Below are 16,562 nucleotides of genomic sequence, written 5' to 3'. Positions count from 1 at the left end.
TATTGTAACGATTGGCGGATGCTCTGCATATTGTTCCTTACTTAAGGAATAACACTTCTTTTAAGGCGTTTAAAAGTGTTTCATTCAAGTGGTTTGGAAATTTGTTTTGATTAGAAAATTTCTGATTTACTTCTAGTTCAATACCGATATAGTTTTTTGGAAATAATTTTCTTAAAAAAGTAGGGAACCCGTCTGACTTACCTAGATATGGGTAATTGTAGCGTACATTAATGGTGGCGTCTAATTTTTTAATTTCTTGTTTAAAGTGACGGCAAAAGTCCTTTTCGTTGGGTTTGGTCGAATCAAATAATAATCCAATATCACAATTTCTTTCCGTACCATTTAAGATAGGAGTAAAGGAATGAACGGCGATGTGAAGTACAAATTCCTGGGCTGTGATTCTTTTTTTTATTTCGGCTGTTACCTCTTCCCGATACCTGGTATAGTACTCCTTTATTAATTGTTCTTTTGCTGTATTAGATAATGACTTCGTATATGCAGAAAATAAATGTTTATGGTGTAGAGAACGATTCAATTCAATCACCAATCGGCTTGTTGTACTGTATTTTGAATAGGATGCAATTTCCTTTAGCACACTAAAAAGATGTAAAGCACCAAGATCATAACCACGATGTGAATTTAATACGGCATCCTTATTTTTAAAATAAGAGCGGTAATTATTTGGGATATGATTGCCTCCGTGTTCACAAGTGAGTAGGAGTGTCATGGTTTAAAAAGTTTGTTTTCTTGTAAGCATTTGGCTATTTTAGAATATACTGCCTTTATGTTTTTTTCTGAAAAGTCGTCCGCTATAGCTCTTAAAAGTCTCGTTGCTAAAGTGCCTTCATTTAAAATGGTTTCAATGGCGCTGTGATGTGATTTATGGATGTTTGGTTTTACGAGTTGATATAGGTGTTTCCAAATATTTTGGACCGTTGTAGGAGTGTTTAATTGAAATAGTTCAAGGTAAGCCACATTGGTCACCGTATGCATTTCAGCATCCTTGATAATCGGATTTAAAATTTGAAATAAATCTTCCTTCACCCATGATTTTTGAACCTCTAGCGTAGCTAATTTTTTATGTACGAAAAGCTTTAAAGTTTCAATCAATAATACACAAATGGCAATATCAGCCTTGGGACATTCTTGAATATCTACCAAGCGAATTTCAATGGCATTTCTGTCAAAACGAGCAATGGCACCTCGGGAATTTAGAAAATGATGGTCTAAAATATTGTGAGTATCCCTTGGTTTTATAGCTTTGTTAATGGGTTCAAAAATGATAGAGTAATATTCTAACTTCGAAAAAACGCGTTCGGGTATTACCAAACCTGTCATTTCTGGAATTTCCTTTTGGTTGGTCTTGTAATATTCTAAACGTGTATCTTTAAACCCTGTGCTTTTTCCTTCCAAAATTGGGGAGCTTGCACACAAACCAGGAATTAAAGGCAATACAATTCTAACGGCGGCGTGTAGTTTTTCAAACTCATCGTCATCGTAAAAAGGCAAGTTGATATGGGTGCTTTGTACATTGCTCCAACCGTGTCCTTTACAGTTAAAAATACGATTGTATAATTCATAAACTTCACTGTAAGAATGTTTCCATAGCACCGTATCTGTAACAGGGTTCATCAATGGATGTGCAGCTGTAGCCAATAACTGAGTGTTTAATGGTTTTAAAAGGGCGTTTATTTCCTTTATATTAGTATGAAATAATTTAGATAATCTATTGAGGTTTTTTGTAGGCCCATTGGTTTTTAATTCAACCACATGCGCCACTAATTCATTGCTCCAAGCAATTTCTCCATTGTTTATATCTGCAGTTAAGCTACCATTCTTTTTGGTTAATAACGCATCAACAATAGGAGCAACCTTAAAATTATCGGTATGTATCAGCATGTATTCTAATTCTATGCCGTAAACTTCAAACAAATGATATTTTTTATTCATTATTATTGTGCTAATCGTGTTTTTAGTGCCGTTAAAATTTCAGTGTAAATAAGGTCGCCATAATACAAATCCTCAACACCAAAATCTATATTGGGGTTGTCGTTAATTTCTATAACCATGGGTTGGTTATTTACCACTTTTATGTCTATCCCATACAAACCTTTGCCCATAATTTTGGCAGATTTTATAGCCATACTCAATACTTTTTTTGGGACTTTCTCTATGGGCAAACAATCGGCATTTCCATCTTGGTCGTTTTTTTTCTTGGCATTCCAGTTGTAAATTTGCCAATGCCCTTTTGCCATATAATATTTGCAGGCAAATAAAGGTTTGCCATCTAAAATACCAATGCGCCAATCATAATCTGAAGGACAAAATTCTTGAGCAATAATTAAATCAGATTCTTTCAACATGTTGTTGACTAAAGTATTGAATTCCTCTATGTTCTTCGCTTTTTTAACGCCAAATGAAAAGGTAGAATCTGGTGCCTTTAAGACGCACGGGAGGCCTGTAAACTCTAGGACTTTATTTCTGTTGTCTTTATGTACAATAATAGTTTTGGGTGTTTCTATATTGGCATTTTGCAAGGCTTCAGCCATATAAACTTTGTTGCAACATTTTAAAATAGCGTCCGGATAATCTACAAGGGCAATACCTTCTTGTTGTGCTTTACGAGCAAAGGCATAAGCCTCATTGTTCACTTCTGTACTTTGACGAATAAAAAGGGCGTCAAATGAAGACAATCGCGATAAATCTTTAGGTTCAATTATCTCCGCATAAATATTCATTTTTTCTGCAATTTCTATAAACTTCTTTAAGGCTTTAGAATTGCTTGGAGGAGCAGGATCTTTAGGGTTAACCAAAATAGCTAAATCAAAATCTGAAGTGGTTAACTTTGGTGTGTCATAGCGTTTTTTAGAAAAATATTCATTGGCAAATAAATGCACACTTTCTAAATGTTCATCAGGAATTTCATTTTCAGAAATAGCCTTAATACTTTGAATGTTCCATTTGGTGTTAAAGTTAAATTTCACCCGTAAAAAGGGCATTTGAAAATGTCTGTAAAACAAGGCGCTTAGTTCTTTGTATTTTTGAGCAACGTTTTGACCAAAATAGATACTTAATATAAACTCTTGAGATTTTATATTTTTTAAACTTTGTTGAATAATATCATCAAACTCATCAGAGACTATGCGAACAATTTTTAAAGTTTTTAAATCTACAATGTTGGTGACGGTGGGAATGGCCAAATGACCTCTAGCTTCTGCTAAGAGTGATACATAATAACCTTTAGATTGATACGAATAATCTTTACAGAGATTAAAAATCCTAGCTTTTTTAAGTACTGAAAATTTTGGATTTGTTAGGTATTCTTGAGAAGAAATAACAGTAATATTCTCAATCGAAAAATTCCATTTTTCAGGTTGATTGACAACAATATATTTTTGCATTTATGACACTTTATAAGGATGTAAATTTAGAGTAAATTTATATTTTTTTTGAATAGCTTTTACATAGATATTGTTCGTTGTTAGTTGTTTTTTTTAGACAGTAGAATGGTGTGTGTTTCCGTTGTAGAATCACTTTTTAGATAGGTTTTAGTGCTATTTTCTTTTATGGTGAAAGAATTGATAGACAGTGCTTTTTCTATAGATTGCAGTGGGTGATAATAAAAATAGACTCGATCACCACTACTTCCGGAAATAAAGCCGGATTGCTTATAATTTCCAGCGACAAAACTTAAATAGAGTACGCCATCTCTATGAAGTAATTTATTGCAGTTTTGAATTAAGGTTGCGCAGTCAGTTTCTGATAAATAAGGTATGCAAAATCCGCAAACAATAGCATCAAATTTGTTTTGTAAATTACCGAGATCTCTACAGTCCATTTGCCTAAATTCTGCCGTTGGATTATTCTGTTTCGCAAGCGTTATCATATTTTCAGAAACATCAATACCCAGTAGCTTTAAATTTGGATTTTTGGTCAACAACTTTTTGGTTATGTTTCCTGGTCCACAACCAATTTCTAAGACCGAAGCGTTCGGTTTTCCAATAAGCGTACTAAAGTGGTCATAGGTATCATTGTACAAGTCTAAGTCCATAAACTTATCTTGGTACACCTTGGCAATTTTATTCCATGTTTCAAATGTTTCTTTATAGTAATTCATCTAGAACGTATCGCGGATAGCTTTTAAACTCTGGTTTAGTAGTATGTAGTGTTAATTGAATACAACACTATTAGTTTCTTTTACATGTTTAATTGTAAGATACGTAAAAAGGATACACTGCAACACAGTTTTGGCTTGCGATTGTAGGGAAGGTTGTAGAATCCAAAAACGAAACTTGTAATAAGGTTTGTTTATTGTAATGTTGGAGGTGTTCTTAATACTCCTTAATTTATAAGAAAAAAGTTTTGGGTTAACCTATAGTTGAAATTTTTTTGCGGTACATAGTGGTTGAGTTTGCTGTTCCAAAAAATACAAATCAAATAAAAATTTCAATTCCATAGAATTGGCAGAGAGAAGTTCGCAACCTTTTCGCTAACCTCTAGCTATTTATTATTTTCTATTGAGGCTAGTATTCTATGAATTTTAGTGTAAACTGACATTATTTCCGATTTTTTTTATTTTTTTAAGAAATTATATTAAATGCGGTTCTATGGGTAGACTTTACTGCTATTTAAGGACTACAGCGCTTTTTTATATTTTAGATAGGGTAATTTACTGGCTTTGAATATATTCATTCTGGTTTTTTGCTCTTTTGGCGTGATTTTGGCGGCTATTGGTTAAATAAGTCTAAACTAAAATATTTGCTGCGTAAGAATTATGCTAAGAGTATTTTTTAAAATTAAAAATTAGAGTATGAATCAAGTTAAAGAGAATAACACTGTTAAAGTAAATTACACAGGTAAGTTATCGGACGGACAGATTTTTGATAGTTCTGAAGGAAAAGACCCCTTAGAATTTACTTTAGGGCAAGGGCAAATAATACCTGGCTTTGAAAAAGGGTTAATCGATATGAAGTTAAATGAAAAAAAGACCATAACAATTGCCAAAGAGGAAGCCTACGGAGAAGTTAATGAGGCCTTAAAACAAGAAGTGAAAAAAACCGAACTTCCAGGTGATATTACTCCTGAAGTTGGAATGGGACTAGTTTCTAAATCTCCAGATGGCCAGGAAATAAACCTACGTGTAATTGAAATAAAGGAAGAAAGTATTGTGATAGACGGAAATCATCCTTTAGCGGGAAAAGAACTTATTTTTGATCTTGAAGTGGTAGGAATAAAAGATACCGAGGTAACAAAATAAAATTAATTACCTAGTATTACAGAGCCTGATAATTCATAAATGGTATGGATTGTCAGGCTTTTTTGTGCATAAATTTTAAGCAATAGCTCTTGTCTTTGTAAAGCTTAATGGGTTGGTACATTGCGTTTTAGAATATTTTCAAAATATGCAGCACCAATTTTTTGGAACAGCGAATCTAACAGAAGAAACCACTATTACTCAAAGTTAGTAGCCGTATAACTATTGAAACATATAAAATCTTGAGGAAAAGTATTATTTATAAATTCGTATTCCCAAAGTTCTATATATCGAATCCCAATAATTTTTGCTTGTTCAAATACAGAGGTGTAGTCATCATTTTCAAACCTTTCTGTTTGGTCAGATCGCCCAATGGCCTGGGCATAAATATCTCCGGGAAAATTAGTTAAAGCGTTTACCAAATTGGGTTGGTAGGTCGTTTTACCAGAAATCCACCACATAGCTGCCCCAACACGTTGGTCTAAAGAAGGATCGTTCCATAAGTCCGTCATAATTTGGTTCGGAATTGATGTTTCTCCTATTATATCATGAACTTCAACTGCAATGGGTTTATCTAGGAAGGCAGTAGCAAAAATTTTAGCAGTTTCCTTTACAGAACTAATCCAGTTTTCTGCCGTTAATCCGGCAGTTAGTAGCTCTTCCTTAGGAACTCCATTAAAATGACCTTCTATGCCGTTCGCAGTCATTTGAGGGGTGTATACCAAAACCAAATCGGCATCTTCGCTATAGCTGTTGGCAAGCGCTTCAGCCAGTAGCGCTAATCTTTCATTAACTATTGCATCCCAAATTTTAGGAATTTTTTTTATGGTGGCATCACTTGTTGTTATTTCAAAATAGTCTGCACCAATAGTTGTAGTAAGCCATTCAGGGCTGCTTGAACCTGCAATTACACCCAAACTCCATTTCAGGTTTTTCGTTTTAATTAGTTCTCGAAACTGTTCTATTTTTGTAAAGTCATATACCCCAGCACTGGGTTCTAAATCACTCCACTTTACACGTATTAATGAACCCTTAACTTGTGGATGGTCTAATGCGATTTCATTGCCAATGGAACTTGTATAGAGACCTTTGGGTTTTAAAATTGTTGCACTGTTGTCTAGGTCTTCAGAATTTGTGCCGCCATCTGTTGAACTACATGAAAGTAAAAATGTAATGAGCAGTAAAAAGAAAAGGGAGGATTTGTTCATGAAAAAAGATTTGAGGGTTTTTGTAATAAGACCTAAATATCAGCAAAAGGTTTAACTAGTAGTAGGATAGCCTATCGATGTTTGACCTTAGTTTTCTTCAGGGTTTGTCGTTCTAAACATCAATACCTTACCTTCAATAAAAAAGGCAAAACTTCCAAAGCAAGTACTTAGATTTCTTTTTAATATACAGTAGTAATCTATCCATCTACTGGTATGTAGGTAAACCAGTTAATCGTTGTATACTTTCAAGTTCTTAAATAAGTAGGGGTTATTGCTAACTTTTAAGCCCTTGCCACTTTCTGTGGTTACATTCTTAAGTGAAATTTTCTTAGTCCTGATATATGGGAATTCCTCCTGATAAGAATAGTCGGTTACTTTAGGGTTAAAATTGTTAAAAATAGTAGGTCCCAGATAATCTTCTGATGGGTTAGAATCATTGATACGAAGGTTTTCAATGGTAATCTGTTCTGGTAAATAACAGGTATAACCAAAATTGTGCATTCCAGAATTGAAGCCGCCAATTAAACTTAGACTTGAAAATTTACCATTAGAAGGTATAAAAAGGCAGTTTCGGATTACAATTTCTCCTTGCCAAGTACTGCCGTAATCACTGCGTAGATTGATCAGGTTTCTTCCATAAACGGTAGTGTTTTCAACAGTTAAGACGCCACTCCCAATGGCATTGATCCCCATATGTCCTAGGGTCGAATTTTTAATAGTGGCATTAGCAACACCCATATGAGCATCAAACCTGGAAAGGGTACAATTGTCATAAACAAGGTTTTTGGAATAGTTAGAACTCATAATTCCCCAATAGCTATTGTCATTGATGTCATTTGTTTGACTACAGTTAACCAAGGAAACACCTATAGCACGAGTAACACTAATGTCATACGAGCCCATAGATACGGGTTTCCCCGCCGATCCGATGGTTTTGTAAGTTTTTCGTCCCGTTAATAGGGTGTTTTTAACCGTTACGTAGGCGCAATCCCGAATATTGATAAAGCCACTATATGGGGCCCCTTGTTCTCCTTCGCCCATAACCCTATGTTCCAATCGGTCTATGAGAACATTGGAGCGGTTAATTGTTATGTTTCGGCTGTAATACGTGTATTTGGATTCAGCTTTATTTGCAATAGTTGTAAATCGTCCTCCAGTGATTTTTAATTGCTTTTTATCTAAGGGTAAGGCAGTTAACTCTGTAATTTGGTCAAAGTTCCAGATAATGGGAGCATCTACATCTACATTACCTTTTTTGTCGACTACAAAGATATCTGTTTGCTGAGCCCCATTGTTTTGGTTTAGTCCATAGCGGATATACTGTTTTACCTTTGAGTTAGAAACTTTTATTAGACAAGACTCTTTTAAGGATACATCTATTTTTTCTTGATTCCGTTGAAGTGAAGCTATTCCTTTTAGTTTAAATGATTGCTTTACGGAATTGACTATAAAAATAGAAGCGCTACGGTTTTGAACATTGGTATCGTCTATGATAAAGGCAGCGGTTCCAAAATCAGTATCAGTTTGTATAATTGCAGTTCTTTGCTCCCCTCCAATATAATAAGTTGCCCCATCATTAGCTTTTACCTTAAGGCCGTTCTGATTAGCATACGCATGGGTAGCTGCAATTGCATTTATATCATTGGTTTTACCGTCACCACTAGCGCCAAAGTCATTATAGTGTATCAAACCTTGCCTCCTAAATTTACGGACATCTTTTGGTGATACATTTACAAGTAAGGTTCCATTTTTAGAAATGGTTATCTGGGTACTTTTCTTTGTAGTGGTGATTATTATTTTTTCAGCCAGACTTTTGGTCTGTCCCTGAGTAGCACCTAGAAAAGAAAAGAAGTAAATTAATAAGAGGGAATAGTTCATTCGGAAAATATGGAATTAGTCATCAATTTTAATTAAAATTTACAGCACTGCTAGTGCAGCAGTATTTTTAGTTAGGGCTACGTTTAAAATTAATTTCACACTGTTAATTAGGTGTTTTACAAACCCCAAAATAATCATTTGATTTTATTAATGATAATTAATGTCTATTTGTTTGCTTTTAAATAACGATCTCATGTGGTCATCCTAGAATTGGTATTTGTAATCAAAGAGACCAATATCTTGTGGTGAAGATGCTTCATTTTGGCGCTTTTGTTTTAAATTAGTTGTTTGTAATTTACCTTGGATGCATATTTAATTTTTTTACTATTGCCGAAGATTCGTTATCTGAGTATATTCCATATGCGTTTACAACAACTCCTTTCAAATCGTTTTTGGTGGAAGAAATGGCATAAACAATCATTTCATCTCCAGGATCACTATCGCCTTCGAATCTGTAAAAACGATCAATTTCAAAATCATCTGGGGATAATTCGGTCGCTGTTAGATGACAAATAAGGCATTCTTTGTCTGTCAAAATTGAAAAATCAATGGTATAGCCAAGTTTTTTAAGGTCAGCCATAGCTTCGGTAACTGTATCATAACTTTTTCGTTCCATGAGCTTTTTTTTATAATTAGTGCCAACTAGTTTATCTAAGGATTTTTAAGGTAAAGATTTTCACTAGATTATTTTTATAAAAAGTACAATATTTCCAAAGTTTTATACAATTTAGGATTGTCTCATAAGAGATCAAACTCCATAAGCTGCTTTAATGATACGTTGTATTTTAGGTAAAGACTACTGTCTTATTATTAAACACCATTGTTTTGCGATTAATATGTAGTTTAACCGCCCTCGCCAAAACTATTTTTTCTAAATCCCTGCCTTTGGCGATCAAGTCTTCAATGTTATGGGTATGTGATACCGTAGCTACATCTTGCTCTATAATAGGACCCTCATCTAAATCCGCAGTTACATAGTGGCTTGTTGCTCCAATAATTTTCACCCCTCTTTTGTATGCAGCATGATAGGGTTTGGCACCGGCAAATGCGGGTAAAAAGGAATGGTGTATGTTTATAATTTTGTTAGGAAACTGGTTGATTACATTTTGGCCAATAATCTGCATATAGCGCGCCAAAACAATAAAGTCTATTTTATATTTTGCTAACAAGGCCAATTGACTGTCTTCAGCTTCTTTTTTAGTTGCTTTGGATACGGGAATATGATAAAATGGAATAGAGAACTGTGAAGCTATACTAGCTGCTTTATCGTGGTTGCTGATAATAAGCGGAATGTCTACATCCAATTCTCCAGAACTATATCTACTGAGTAAATCATACAAACAATGATCGTATTTTGAAACAAATAACGCCATTTTTGGAACCGTTATTTCTTTGTGCATCTCCCATTGCATTTGGTATTTTTTAGCAAGTTGACTATCAAAATTGCTTTTAAAGTCTTCAAAAGTAACAGGAGTGCTAAAAATACTTTCCAAACGCATAAAGAAAATGGAACTTTCTTTATCGACATACTGGTCTATATACACTATATTTCCGCCTTTGGTATGTATAAAATTGGTTACAGTGCTAATAATTCCTGATTGATCCGGGCAATTAATAAGTATGGTTATCTTCAAAATGACAAGGTTTTGTGATCAAAATTAAAGTATTAACAAAGATAAGTACCCTATGAGGTAAATTTTTATAATATTAAAGATAATAGGTGATTTTTTTTGCAATTTTCGTAAATTAGAGGCCTAAAATCATCTATTAAATAGTAATGGAACAACAAAAGCCATATACCCCAATACATAAAATAAGAATTGTTACGGCAGCAGCATTGTTTGATGGCCATGATGCGGCTATTAATATTATGCGTCGTATCATTCAATCTACAGGTGTTGAAGTTATTCACTTAGGGCATGATCGTAGTGTGGTAGAAGTAGTAGACTGCGCCATACAGGAAGACGCCAATGCTATTGCAATTACCTCCTATCAAGGTGGGCATAACGAGTATTTTAAATACATGTATGATTTGTTGCAAGAACGAGGTGCAACCCATATTAAAATATTTGGCGGTGGTGGCGGTGTAATATTGCCTGAAGAAATAAAGGCTTTAATAGCTTATGGAATTACCAAAATTTATGCACCTGATGATGGACGAACTTTAGGTTTACAAGGTATGATTAACGACTTGGTTATGCAGAGCGATTTCCCAGTCCCAGCCTTAAAATTACCGAAAGGAACTTCTGTTTCTAAAGCATTAAAAAATAAAGACATAAATACCATTGCGCGCTTAATTAGCCTTGCAGAAAATAGACATAGTGAGTTTGAAGACTATTTTTCACAGGTTGAAAAATCAGAAAAAAATGTACCAGTACTAGGAATCACAGGTACAGGAGGAGCGGGTAAATCTAGTTTGGTAGATGAGCTTGTAAGGCGATTTTTAGTGGATTTTCCTGATAAAAAAATAGGATTAATTTCTGTGGATCCTTCCAAAAGAAAAACAGGCGGGGCCCTTTTAGGAGACCGTATACGGATGAACGCAATTAATAACGAGCGTGTTTATATGCGTTCTTTGGCTACAAGGCAGTCTAACCTGGCACTTTCTAAATATGTAGAAGAAGCCATTGATGTCTTAAAGGCAGCGGAATACGATTTAATTGTTTTGGAGACCTCTGGTATAGGTCAGTCTGATACCGAAATTATAGAACACAGCAATGTTTCTCTTTATGTTATGACGCCAGAATTTGGTGCGGCTACACAGTTGGAGAAGATAGATATGCTCGACTTTGCTGATATTGTTGCACTGAATAAATTTGATAAGCGTGGTGCTTTGGATGCTATAAGAGATGTGAAAAAACAATACATGCGCAACCATCAATTGTGGGATACTCCACAAGAAGATTTGCCAATTTTTGGAACAATGGCCAGCCAGTTTAACGACCCTGGTATGAATAAATTGTACATCAAAATTATGGAGAGTTTGGTGACAAAGGCAAAGGCCGACTTAAATTCTACAGTGACTTTTGGCAATGAGGTAGAAGAGAAGGTTTTTGTAATACCACCAGCACGTACCCGCTATCTTTCCGAAATTGCAGAAAGCAATAGAGGCTATGATGCTAAGGTAACCACACAATCCATAGTCGCACAACGTTTATACGGAGTATATCAGACCATCGTATCAGTATCGAATACTTCTAAAAAGGAAGCTACTTTGTTGCTAAAAAATGGGCTAGATACAGCTGCAATATTAGAGGCTACAAAAGAAGACACGGATAAAGACTTTTTAGATTTGCTTTTTAAGGAGTTTGATAGAGTGAAGATGAACTTAGATCCCTACAATTGGGAAGTTATTAGTACTTGGGAAGCTAAAGTGAACACCTATAAAGCGCCGACATACAGTTTTAAAGTTCGTGGGAAAGAAATAAAAATAGATACGCATACCACCTCTTTGTCGCATTCGCAAATACCAAAAGTTGCCTTGCCAAAGTACCAGGCTTGGGGCGATATTTTACGTTGGTGTTTGCAAGAAAATGTGCCAGGAGAATTTCCGTATGCATCAGGCTTGTATCCGTTTAAAAGAACCGGAGAAGACCCTACGCGAATGTTTGCAGGTGAAGGTGGACCGGAGCGGACCAATAGACGTTTTCATTACGTAAGTTTAGGCTTGCCTGCCAAAAGGCTATCTACAGCTTTTGACTCGGTTACTTTGTATGGTAATGATCCCGATTATAGACCAGATATTTATGGTAAAATAGGGAACGCAGGAGTTTCTATTTGTTGTTTAGACGATGCTAAAAAATTATATTCTGGGTTCGATTTAAGTCACGCAATGACATCGGTTTCTATGACCATTAACGGTCCGGCACCTATGCTGTTAGGGTTTTTTATGAATGCGGCTATTGATCAAAATTGTGAAAAATATATACGGGAACACAAGTTAGAAAAGCAAGTTGAGGCTGCCTTTAAAGAGGTGTATGATAACAAAGGAATAGAACGGCCTAAATACAAAGGGGATTTGCCGGAAGGTAATAATGGTTTAGGGTTAATGTTACTTGGTTTAACAGGTGATATGGTCTTGCCAGCAGCAGTGTATCAACAAATTAAAAAAACAACACTGAACCAAGTTCGAGGAACAGTTCAAGCAGATATACTGAAGGAAGACCAGGCGCAAAATACCTGTATTTTTTCAACAGAGTTTGCCTTGCGTTTAATGGGTGATGTACAGGAGTATTTCATCCAAAAAGAAATCCGTAATTTTTATTCAGTATCAATATCGGGATACCATATTGCAGAAGCTGGTGCCAACCCAATAACCCAATTGGCATTTACTTTGGCCAACGGCTTTACCTATGTAGAATATTATTTAAGTAGGGGAATGGATATCGATAAATTTGGACCAAATTTATCCTTCTTTTTCTCCAATGGTATAGATCCAGAATACGCAGTAATAGGAAGAGTTGCACGTAAAATATGGGCCAAAGCCTTAAAATTAAAGTACGGAGCAGACCCTAGAGCGCAAATGCTAAAATACCACATACAAACCTCTGGTCGTAGTTTGCACGCTCAAGAAATAGACTTTAACGATATAAGAACAACCTTGCAGGCCTTGTATGCTATTAATGATAATTGTAACTCTTTACATACCAATGCTTATGATGAGGCTATTACCACGCCTACAGAGGAATCTGTTCGACGAGCAATGGCTATACAATTAATAATTAATAAAGAATTAGGGCTAACAAAGAATGAAAACCCTATTCAAGGTTCTTTCATTATTGAAGAATTAACAGACCTTGTAGAAGAAGCTGTTTTGTTAGAGTTTGATCGAATAACAGAGCGGGGCGGTGTATTAGGTGCTATGGAAACCATGTACCAACGTTCTAAAATACAAGAGGAGAGTCTGTACTATGAAACCTTAAAACACACAGGGGAGTTTCCTATAATAGGTGTTAATACATTCTTAAGCTCTAAAGGTTCACCCACCATATTGCCAGCAGAGGTTATACGCGCTACTGAAGAAGAAAAACAAGCACAGATTACGACCCTTAAAAATGTGCAGACTAGAGCTGAAAATGTATCGGAAATATTAAAAGACTTGCAGCAAGCAGCTGTGAAAAATGAAAATATTTTTGAAAAACTAATGGAGGTTACTAAGATTTGTACCCTAGGACAAATTACAAGCTCTTTGTTTGAAGTTGGAGGGCAGTATCGAAGAAATATGTAGTATTGTAATACTGCAGTTTGTAAATCAAAAAATCACCTAAATATTAGGTGATTTTTTTGGTTTTTGGGTATATTTTTTTAAACCTATCGTAAAGACTTGCGCCAATTCTTATAGGTCTTTCTGAAACTCCTTATATCTGTTCGCAATAGATTGAGGTATTCACTTTCTTTTGCTCCATGGTGCTCTAAGCCATTGCAATACGATAAAATGTTTCTTGTAATTATATTAATAAACCGAATGCTTCTTAATTTGGCGTGTTTACAGTCACTACGCTCGGCCTGTTCTATCTGAATAGGAAGCAAGATAGCATCTGTTAGTATAGAATTCGCCATAATATCTGTTAGACTACTAGATTTGTACAAGTGTAACAAATCTTTATTGTAGCTAAAGTAAGAGGCAATTTCTCTACTAGTATGGCAAAGCGCTAACGCTTTTTTATAAACCGGTACCGTGCTAAGATTTCTGTATGGCATTGTTATATCAATTGTTTTATAAATTTACGGCCTTATTTCTATACATATAATTAAGATTGTAAAGTAAAATTTTATTTTTACCTTTGATTCTAAATATTTTTAGATACAAAGGGTTTGAATAATAAGATTGATGGTATAAGCTGGAAAATACTGAATTATCTGCAGAAAAATGCAAGGGAATCTTTTGCACATATTGGCAGGGAAGTTGGATTGTCTGCGCCTGCAGTTGCAGAGCGTGTAAAGAAAATGGAGGATTTAGGAATTATCACGGGGTATAAGGCCATGGTTTCTCATACAGAGACTGGATATCAGTTGAAAGCAATTATTACTTTACGTGCTTTTATGGGGAAACTGAAGCCTTTTTTGGATTTAGTGGGTACTTTTGATGAGGTTATAAATTGTTATAGAATAACTGGTAATGAGAATATTATTATGGAAGTTGTTTTAAGAAATCAATTTCATTTAGAAAATTTTATAGACAGACTCATTCAGTATGGAGAAGCGCGTACACATATTATTTTGTCTGATGTGGTTTCTAATGGCCCCATTAAAAAAATAGATTGATAATATTGCGGAGTAGGGATGTGTTTTTTGTTGAGGTACTTTTGAAAAAAATAAAAGTTTAGTGGGTGAAAATACGTATTGTGTAGCCTGTTCTTAAGGCTAAAAATAGGTGTTGTTGAAACAGAATTAACAGCTGTAAAAGGTTACTTTTTTTTTGGCTAGATTTTTGATATATTATTTGTTGCAAGCATATAAAACAGATTACTGTTGTACAGTTTTCACGGTATTAATTTTAGGGCATTAAAGAATGAAATTTAGACAGCTAAGAAAAACATTACTGCTATTTATAGGAATGGCAACGTTACAAGTTTCTGCACAAGAATTTATATTGAAAAAGGGAGTTGTTGTGGATGCTATAAAAGTAGCCGACTCACTACCTGGAAGTTTTTCCCTTTTTATTCCCTCTAATTTTGAAATGGATAAAAAATGGCCCATCTGTTTTGTCTTTGATTTTGATGGTAGGGAAAAGCAAGTAATGCGGTTATTGGCTACTTCAGCTGAGGAAAATGGCTTTATTTTAGCGGCATCAAATAATCTAAAAGACACACTTTCACTTTCTAAAAACGTAATGGAATTTGGCAAAGTTTACAATACAATTGTCAGTATGTTGCCCATCAATTTTAATCAAATTTATTCAGTAGGCTTTGATGAAGGTGGTAAATTGGCAACGACTATGCCTTCCTTTATACGAGATATTGCTGGTGTACTGTCTTATGGTTCTTATATAGATAATTTAGATATTTTAAATTTAAAAAAACCATACCAATATATAGGGGTTGTTCGTAAGGGAGACTTTGATTATATAGGGATGTCATACAATGAAACTGGCCTTAATAAGTTGAAATTCCCCAATGAATTGTTGGTTTTTGAAGAGAATCAAGAATGGCCCCCAAAAGAAGTGCTAAATGATGCTTTTCAGATTTTTACCCTATCCGCTATGGCTAAAGGTAACCGCGCACGCGATGAAAATTATATCAATGCTAATTTTGAGAAAAATAAAGAAAGGATTCAACTTTTTGTCGGGAGCAGTGAGTTGCTTAAGGCTGAAAAATTACTGGCTCAAACCATAGAAATATATAGACCTTTTAAGGACATAAAACCATTAAAAGAGGATCAAAAACGTATAAAGAAAGATAAGATCTATAAATCTTTAAAGAGGGCTGAATCTAATACTTTGTTTAAAGAGCAGTTACTAAAAGATGATTATTATTACTATATGAATGAAGATATATTCACTCATAACTTTAATAATTTAGGTTGGTGGAAATTTCAAACCGAAGAAATTGAAAAATATAAGAGCAGTCCTAATGCTGAATTTCAATTTATGGGACAGCGTTTAGAAGGGTACTTAAAGGCCTTGGTAGAAGATAATTTGGATCTCGTTTTTTCAAATGAAAATTTAGACAATGATGCTATTAGTTTTTTATGGATGTTAAAGACTGTTGTTTCACCTAAAGATTACGATGTGTATTTGAAATTAATATCACACAGTGCTAAATTTAATGATTTTGGAACTTCTGTTTTTTACTTGGAAGAATTGTTGAAAAATGGCTATACAGATGCGGATAAACTCTATGATTTAGAATTTACTACCTTGTTAAAAATTTCCCCAGAATATAACGAAATCATTGAAAAGTATCTCAAGAAGGGGCGTTATTTACTTCGTGACTAGCGTATTTAGTAAATGCTATTTCGAATAATTTTTCTGAAACAGAAATTGACTTCTCTGCATCCACGTTGATTGCTTTATTAGATGGTGTATAAAGAAATGGTGGCCACAATTTAGAATTATATTAATACAGCCACTTTTTAGTCCCTGAGCATAAAGCCTACAGATGTAATTTCTGCAGGAAATGGTGGCACTGTATTAAGGCAATCTTTTTAAAATGTAAAGATTCTAAAATCTGATCTTCCGATAGTATTGAATTAAAACTCTATGAAGGATAACAGCTCCTGAT

13 protein-coding genes are annotated in these 16,562 nt (G+C 34.6%); 4 read left to right on the top strand and 9 right to left on the bottom strand.

What is annotated here, in order from left to right; all coding sequences use genetic code 11:
• Positions 1 to 37: 37 nt before the first annotated feature.
• The 4 genes from MWU65_RS15115 to MWU65_RS15100 form a co-directional block, all read right to left on the bottom strand.
• Positions 38 to 727, bottom strand: a complete 690-nt coding sequence (locus MWU65_RS15115) for an N-formylglutamate amidohydrolase (protein ID WP_247079297.1) — start codon at positions 725 to 727, stop codon at positions 38 to 40.
• A complete protein-coding gene (locus MWU65_RS15110; RefSeq protein ID WP_247079296.1) occupies positions 724 to 1,950 on the bottom strand; it encodes a glutamate-cysteine ligase family protein in 1,227 nt (408 codons plus the stop codon). Before MWU65_RS15110 ends, MWU65_RS15115 begins: the two co-directional genes overlap by 4 nt.
• A 2-nt stretch (positions 1,951 to 1,952) precedes the next feature.
• Positions 1,953 to 3,401 carry a RimK family protein gene (locus MWU65_RS15105; protein ID WP_247079295.1) on the bottom strand — a complete coding sequence of 483 codons (1,449 nt, stop codon included), beginning with the start codon at positions 3,399 to 3,401 and terminating at the stop codon, positions 1,953 to 1,955.
• Positions 3,402 to 3,481: 80 nt separating this feature from the next.
• Positions 3,482 to 4,117, bottom strand: a complete 636-nt coding sequence (locus tag MWU65_RS15100; protein WP_247079294.1) for a class I SAM-dependent methyltransferase — start codon at positions 4,115 to 4,117, stop codon at positions 3,482 to 3,484.
• Between the two features lie 693 nt (positions 4,118 to 4,810).
• Between MWU65_RS15100 and MWU65_RS15095 the strand changes: the two genes are divergently transcribed.
• Positions 4,811 to 5,257 carry a peptidylprolyl isomerase gene (locus MWU65_RS15095; protein ID WP_247079293.1) on the top strand — a complete coding sequence of 149 codons (447 nt, stop codon included), beginning with the start codon at positions 4,811 to 4,813 and terminating at the stop codon, positions 5,255 to 5,257.
• 194 nt (positions 5,258 to 5,451) lie between these two features.
• Here the strand turns inward: MWU65_RS15095 and MWU65_RS15090 are convergent, their stop codons facing one another.
• The 4 genes from MWU65_RS15090 to purU all read right to left on the bottom strand — a co-directional run bounded on the left by MWU65_RS15090 (position 5,452) and on the right by purU (position 9,974).
• Positions 5,452 to 6,462, bottom strand: coding sequence for a beta-galactosidase (locus tag MWU65_RS15090; RefSeq protein WP_247079292.1), 1,011 nt, complete (start codon positions 6,460 to 6,462; stop codon positions 5,452 to 5,454).
• Positions 6,463 to 6,690: 228 nt separating this feature from the next.
• Positions 6,691 to 8,340 (bottom strand): hypothetical protein, encoded by a 1,650-nt coding sequence (locus MWU65_RS15085; protein ID WP_247079290.1) that lies wholly within the window; start codon positions 8,338 to 8,340, stop codon positions 6,691 to 6,693.
• Positions 8,341 to 8,635: 295 nt separating this feature from the next.
• Positions 8,636 to 8,956 (bottom strand): phosphoribosylpyrophosphate synthetase, encoded by a 321-nt coding sequence (locus tag MWU65_RS15080; RefSeq protein ID WP_247079288.1) that lies wholly within the window; start codon positions 8,954 to 8,956, stop codon positions 8,636 to 8,638.
• Positions 8,957 to 9,125: 169 nt separating this feature from the next.
• Complete coding sequence (purU, locus tag MWU65_RS15075) at positions 9,126 to 9,974, bottom strand: formyltetrahydrofolate deformylase (RefSeq protein WP_247079286.1); 849 nt, start codon at positions 9,972 to 9,974, stop codon at positions 9,126 to 9,128.
• Between the two features lie 143 nt (positions 9,975 to 10,117).
• Between purU and MWU65_RS15070 the strand changes: the two genes are divergently transcribed.
• Positions 10,118 to 13,567: a methylmalonyl-CoA mutase family protein gene (locus tag MWU65_RS15070; protein WP_247079284.1), complete on the top strand. Its 3,450-nt coding sequence runs from the start codon at positions 10,118 to 10,120 to the stop codon at positions 13,565 to 13,567.
• 83 nt (positions 13,568 to 13,650) lie between these two features.
• Here MWU65_RS15070 and MWU65_RS15065 read toward each other — a convergent pair whose 3' ends face one another.
• A complete protein-coding gene (locus MWU65_RS15065) occupies positions 13,651 to 14,040 on the bottom strand; it encodes a hypothetical protein (RefSeq protein ID WP_247079282.1) in 390 nt (129 codons plus the stop codon).
• A gap of 114 nt (positions 14,041 to 14,154) precedes the next feature.
• Between MWU65_RS15065 and MWU65_RS15060 the strand changes: the two genes are divergently transcribed.
• Together MWU65_RS15060 and MWU65_RS15055 are read left to right on the top strand one after the other, a co-directional pair.
• Positions 14,155 to 14,604, top strand: coding sequence for an Lrp/AsnC family transcriptional regulator (locus MWU65_RS15060; RefSeq protein ID WP_247079280.1), 450 nt, complete (start codon positions 14,155 to 14,157; stop codon positions 14,602 to 14,604).
• Between the two features lie 247 nt (positions 14,605 to 14,851).
• Complete coding sequence (locus MWU65_RS15055) at positions 14,852 to 16,276, top strand: alpha/beta hydrolase (RefSeq protein WP_247079278.1); 1,425 nt, start codon at positions 14,852 to 14,854, stop codon at positions 16,274 to 16,276.
• Positions 16,277 to 16,562 lie beyond the last annotated feature (286 nt).

This window comes from Cellulophaga sp. F20128, from assembly GCF_023015805.1.
Taxonomy (GTDB): Bacteria; Bacteroidota; Bacteroidia; order Flavobacteriales; family Flavobacteriaceae; genus Cellulophaga.
This window is presented reverse-complemented; position numbering and strand designations above follow the sequence as displayed.

What these genes read in the sequence shown, in the direction of transcription:
- MWU65_RS15115 (WP_247079297.1), bottom strand. Translation starts at nt 727, where the DNA reads ATGACACTCCTACTCACTTGTGAACACGGAGGCAATCATATCCCAAAT.
- MWU65_RS15110 (WP_247079296.1), bottom strand. Translation starts at nt 1,950, where the DNA reads ATGAATAAAAAATATCATTTGTTTGAAGTTTACGGCATAGAATTAGAA.
- MWU65_RS15105 (WP_247079295.1), bottom strand. Translation starts at nt 3,401, where the DNA reads ATGCAAAAATATATTGTTGTCAATCAACCTGAAAAATGGAATTTTTCG.
- MWU65_RS15100 (WP_247079294.1), bottom strand. Translation starts at nt 4,117, where the DNA reads ATGAATTACTATAAAGAAACATTTGAAACATGGAATAAAATTGCCAAG.
- MWU65_RS15095 (WP_247079293.1), top strand. Translation starts at nt 4,811, where the DNA reads ATGAATCAAGTTAAAGAGAATAACACTGTTAAAGTAAATTACACAGGT.
- MWU65_RS15090 (WP_247079292.1), bottom strand. Translation starts at nt 6,462, where the DNA reads ATGAACAAATCCTCCCTTTTCTTTTTACTGCTCATTACATTTTTACTT.
- MWU65_RS15085 (WP_247079290.1), bottom strand. Translation starts at nt 8,340, where the DNA reads ATGAACTATTCCCTCTTATTAATTTACTTCTTTTCTTTTCTAGGTGCT.
- MWU65_RS15080 (WP_247079288.1), bottom strand. Translation starts at nt 8,956, where the DNA reads ATGGAACGAAAAAGTTATGATACAGTTACCGAAGCTATGGCTGACCTT.
- MWU65_RS15070 (WP_247079284.1), top strand. Translation starts at nt 10,118, where the DNA reads ATGGAACAACAAAAGCCATATACCCCAATACATAAAATAAGAATTGTT.
- MWU65_RS15065 (WP_247079282.1), bottom strand. Translation starts at nt 14,040, where the DNA reads ATGCCATACAGAAATCTTAGCACGGTACCGGTTTATAAAAAAGCGTTA.
- MWU65_RS15055 (WP_247079278.1), top strand. Translation starts at nt 14,852, where the DNA reads ATGAAATTTAGACAGCTAAGAAAAACATTACTGCTATTTATAGGAATG.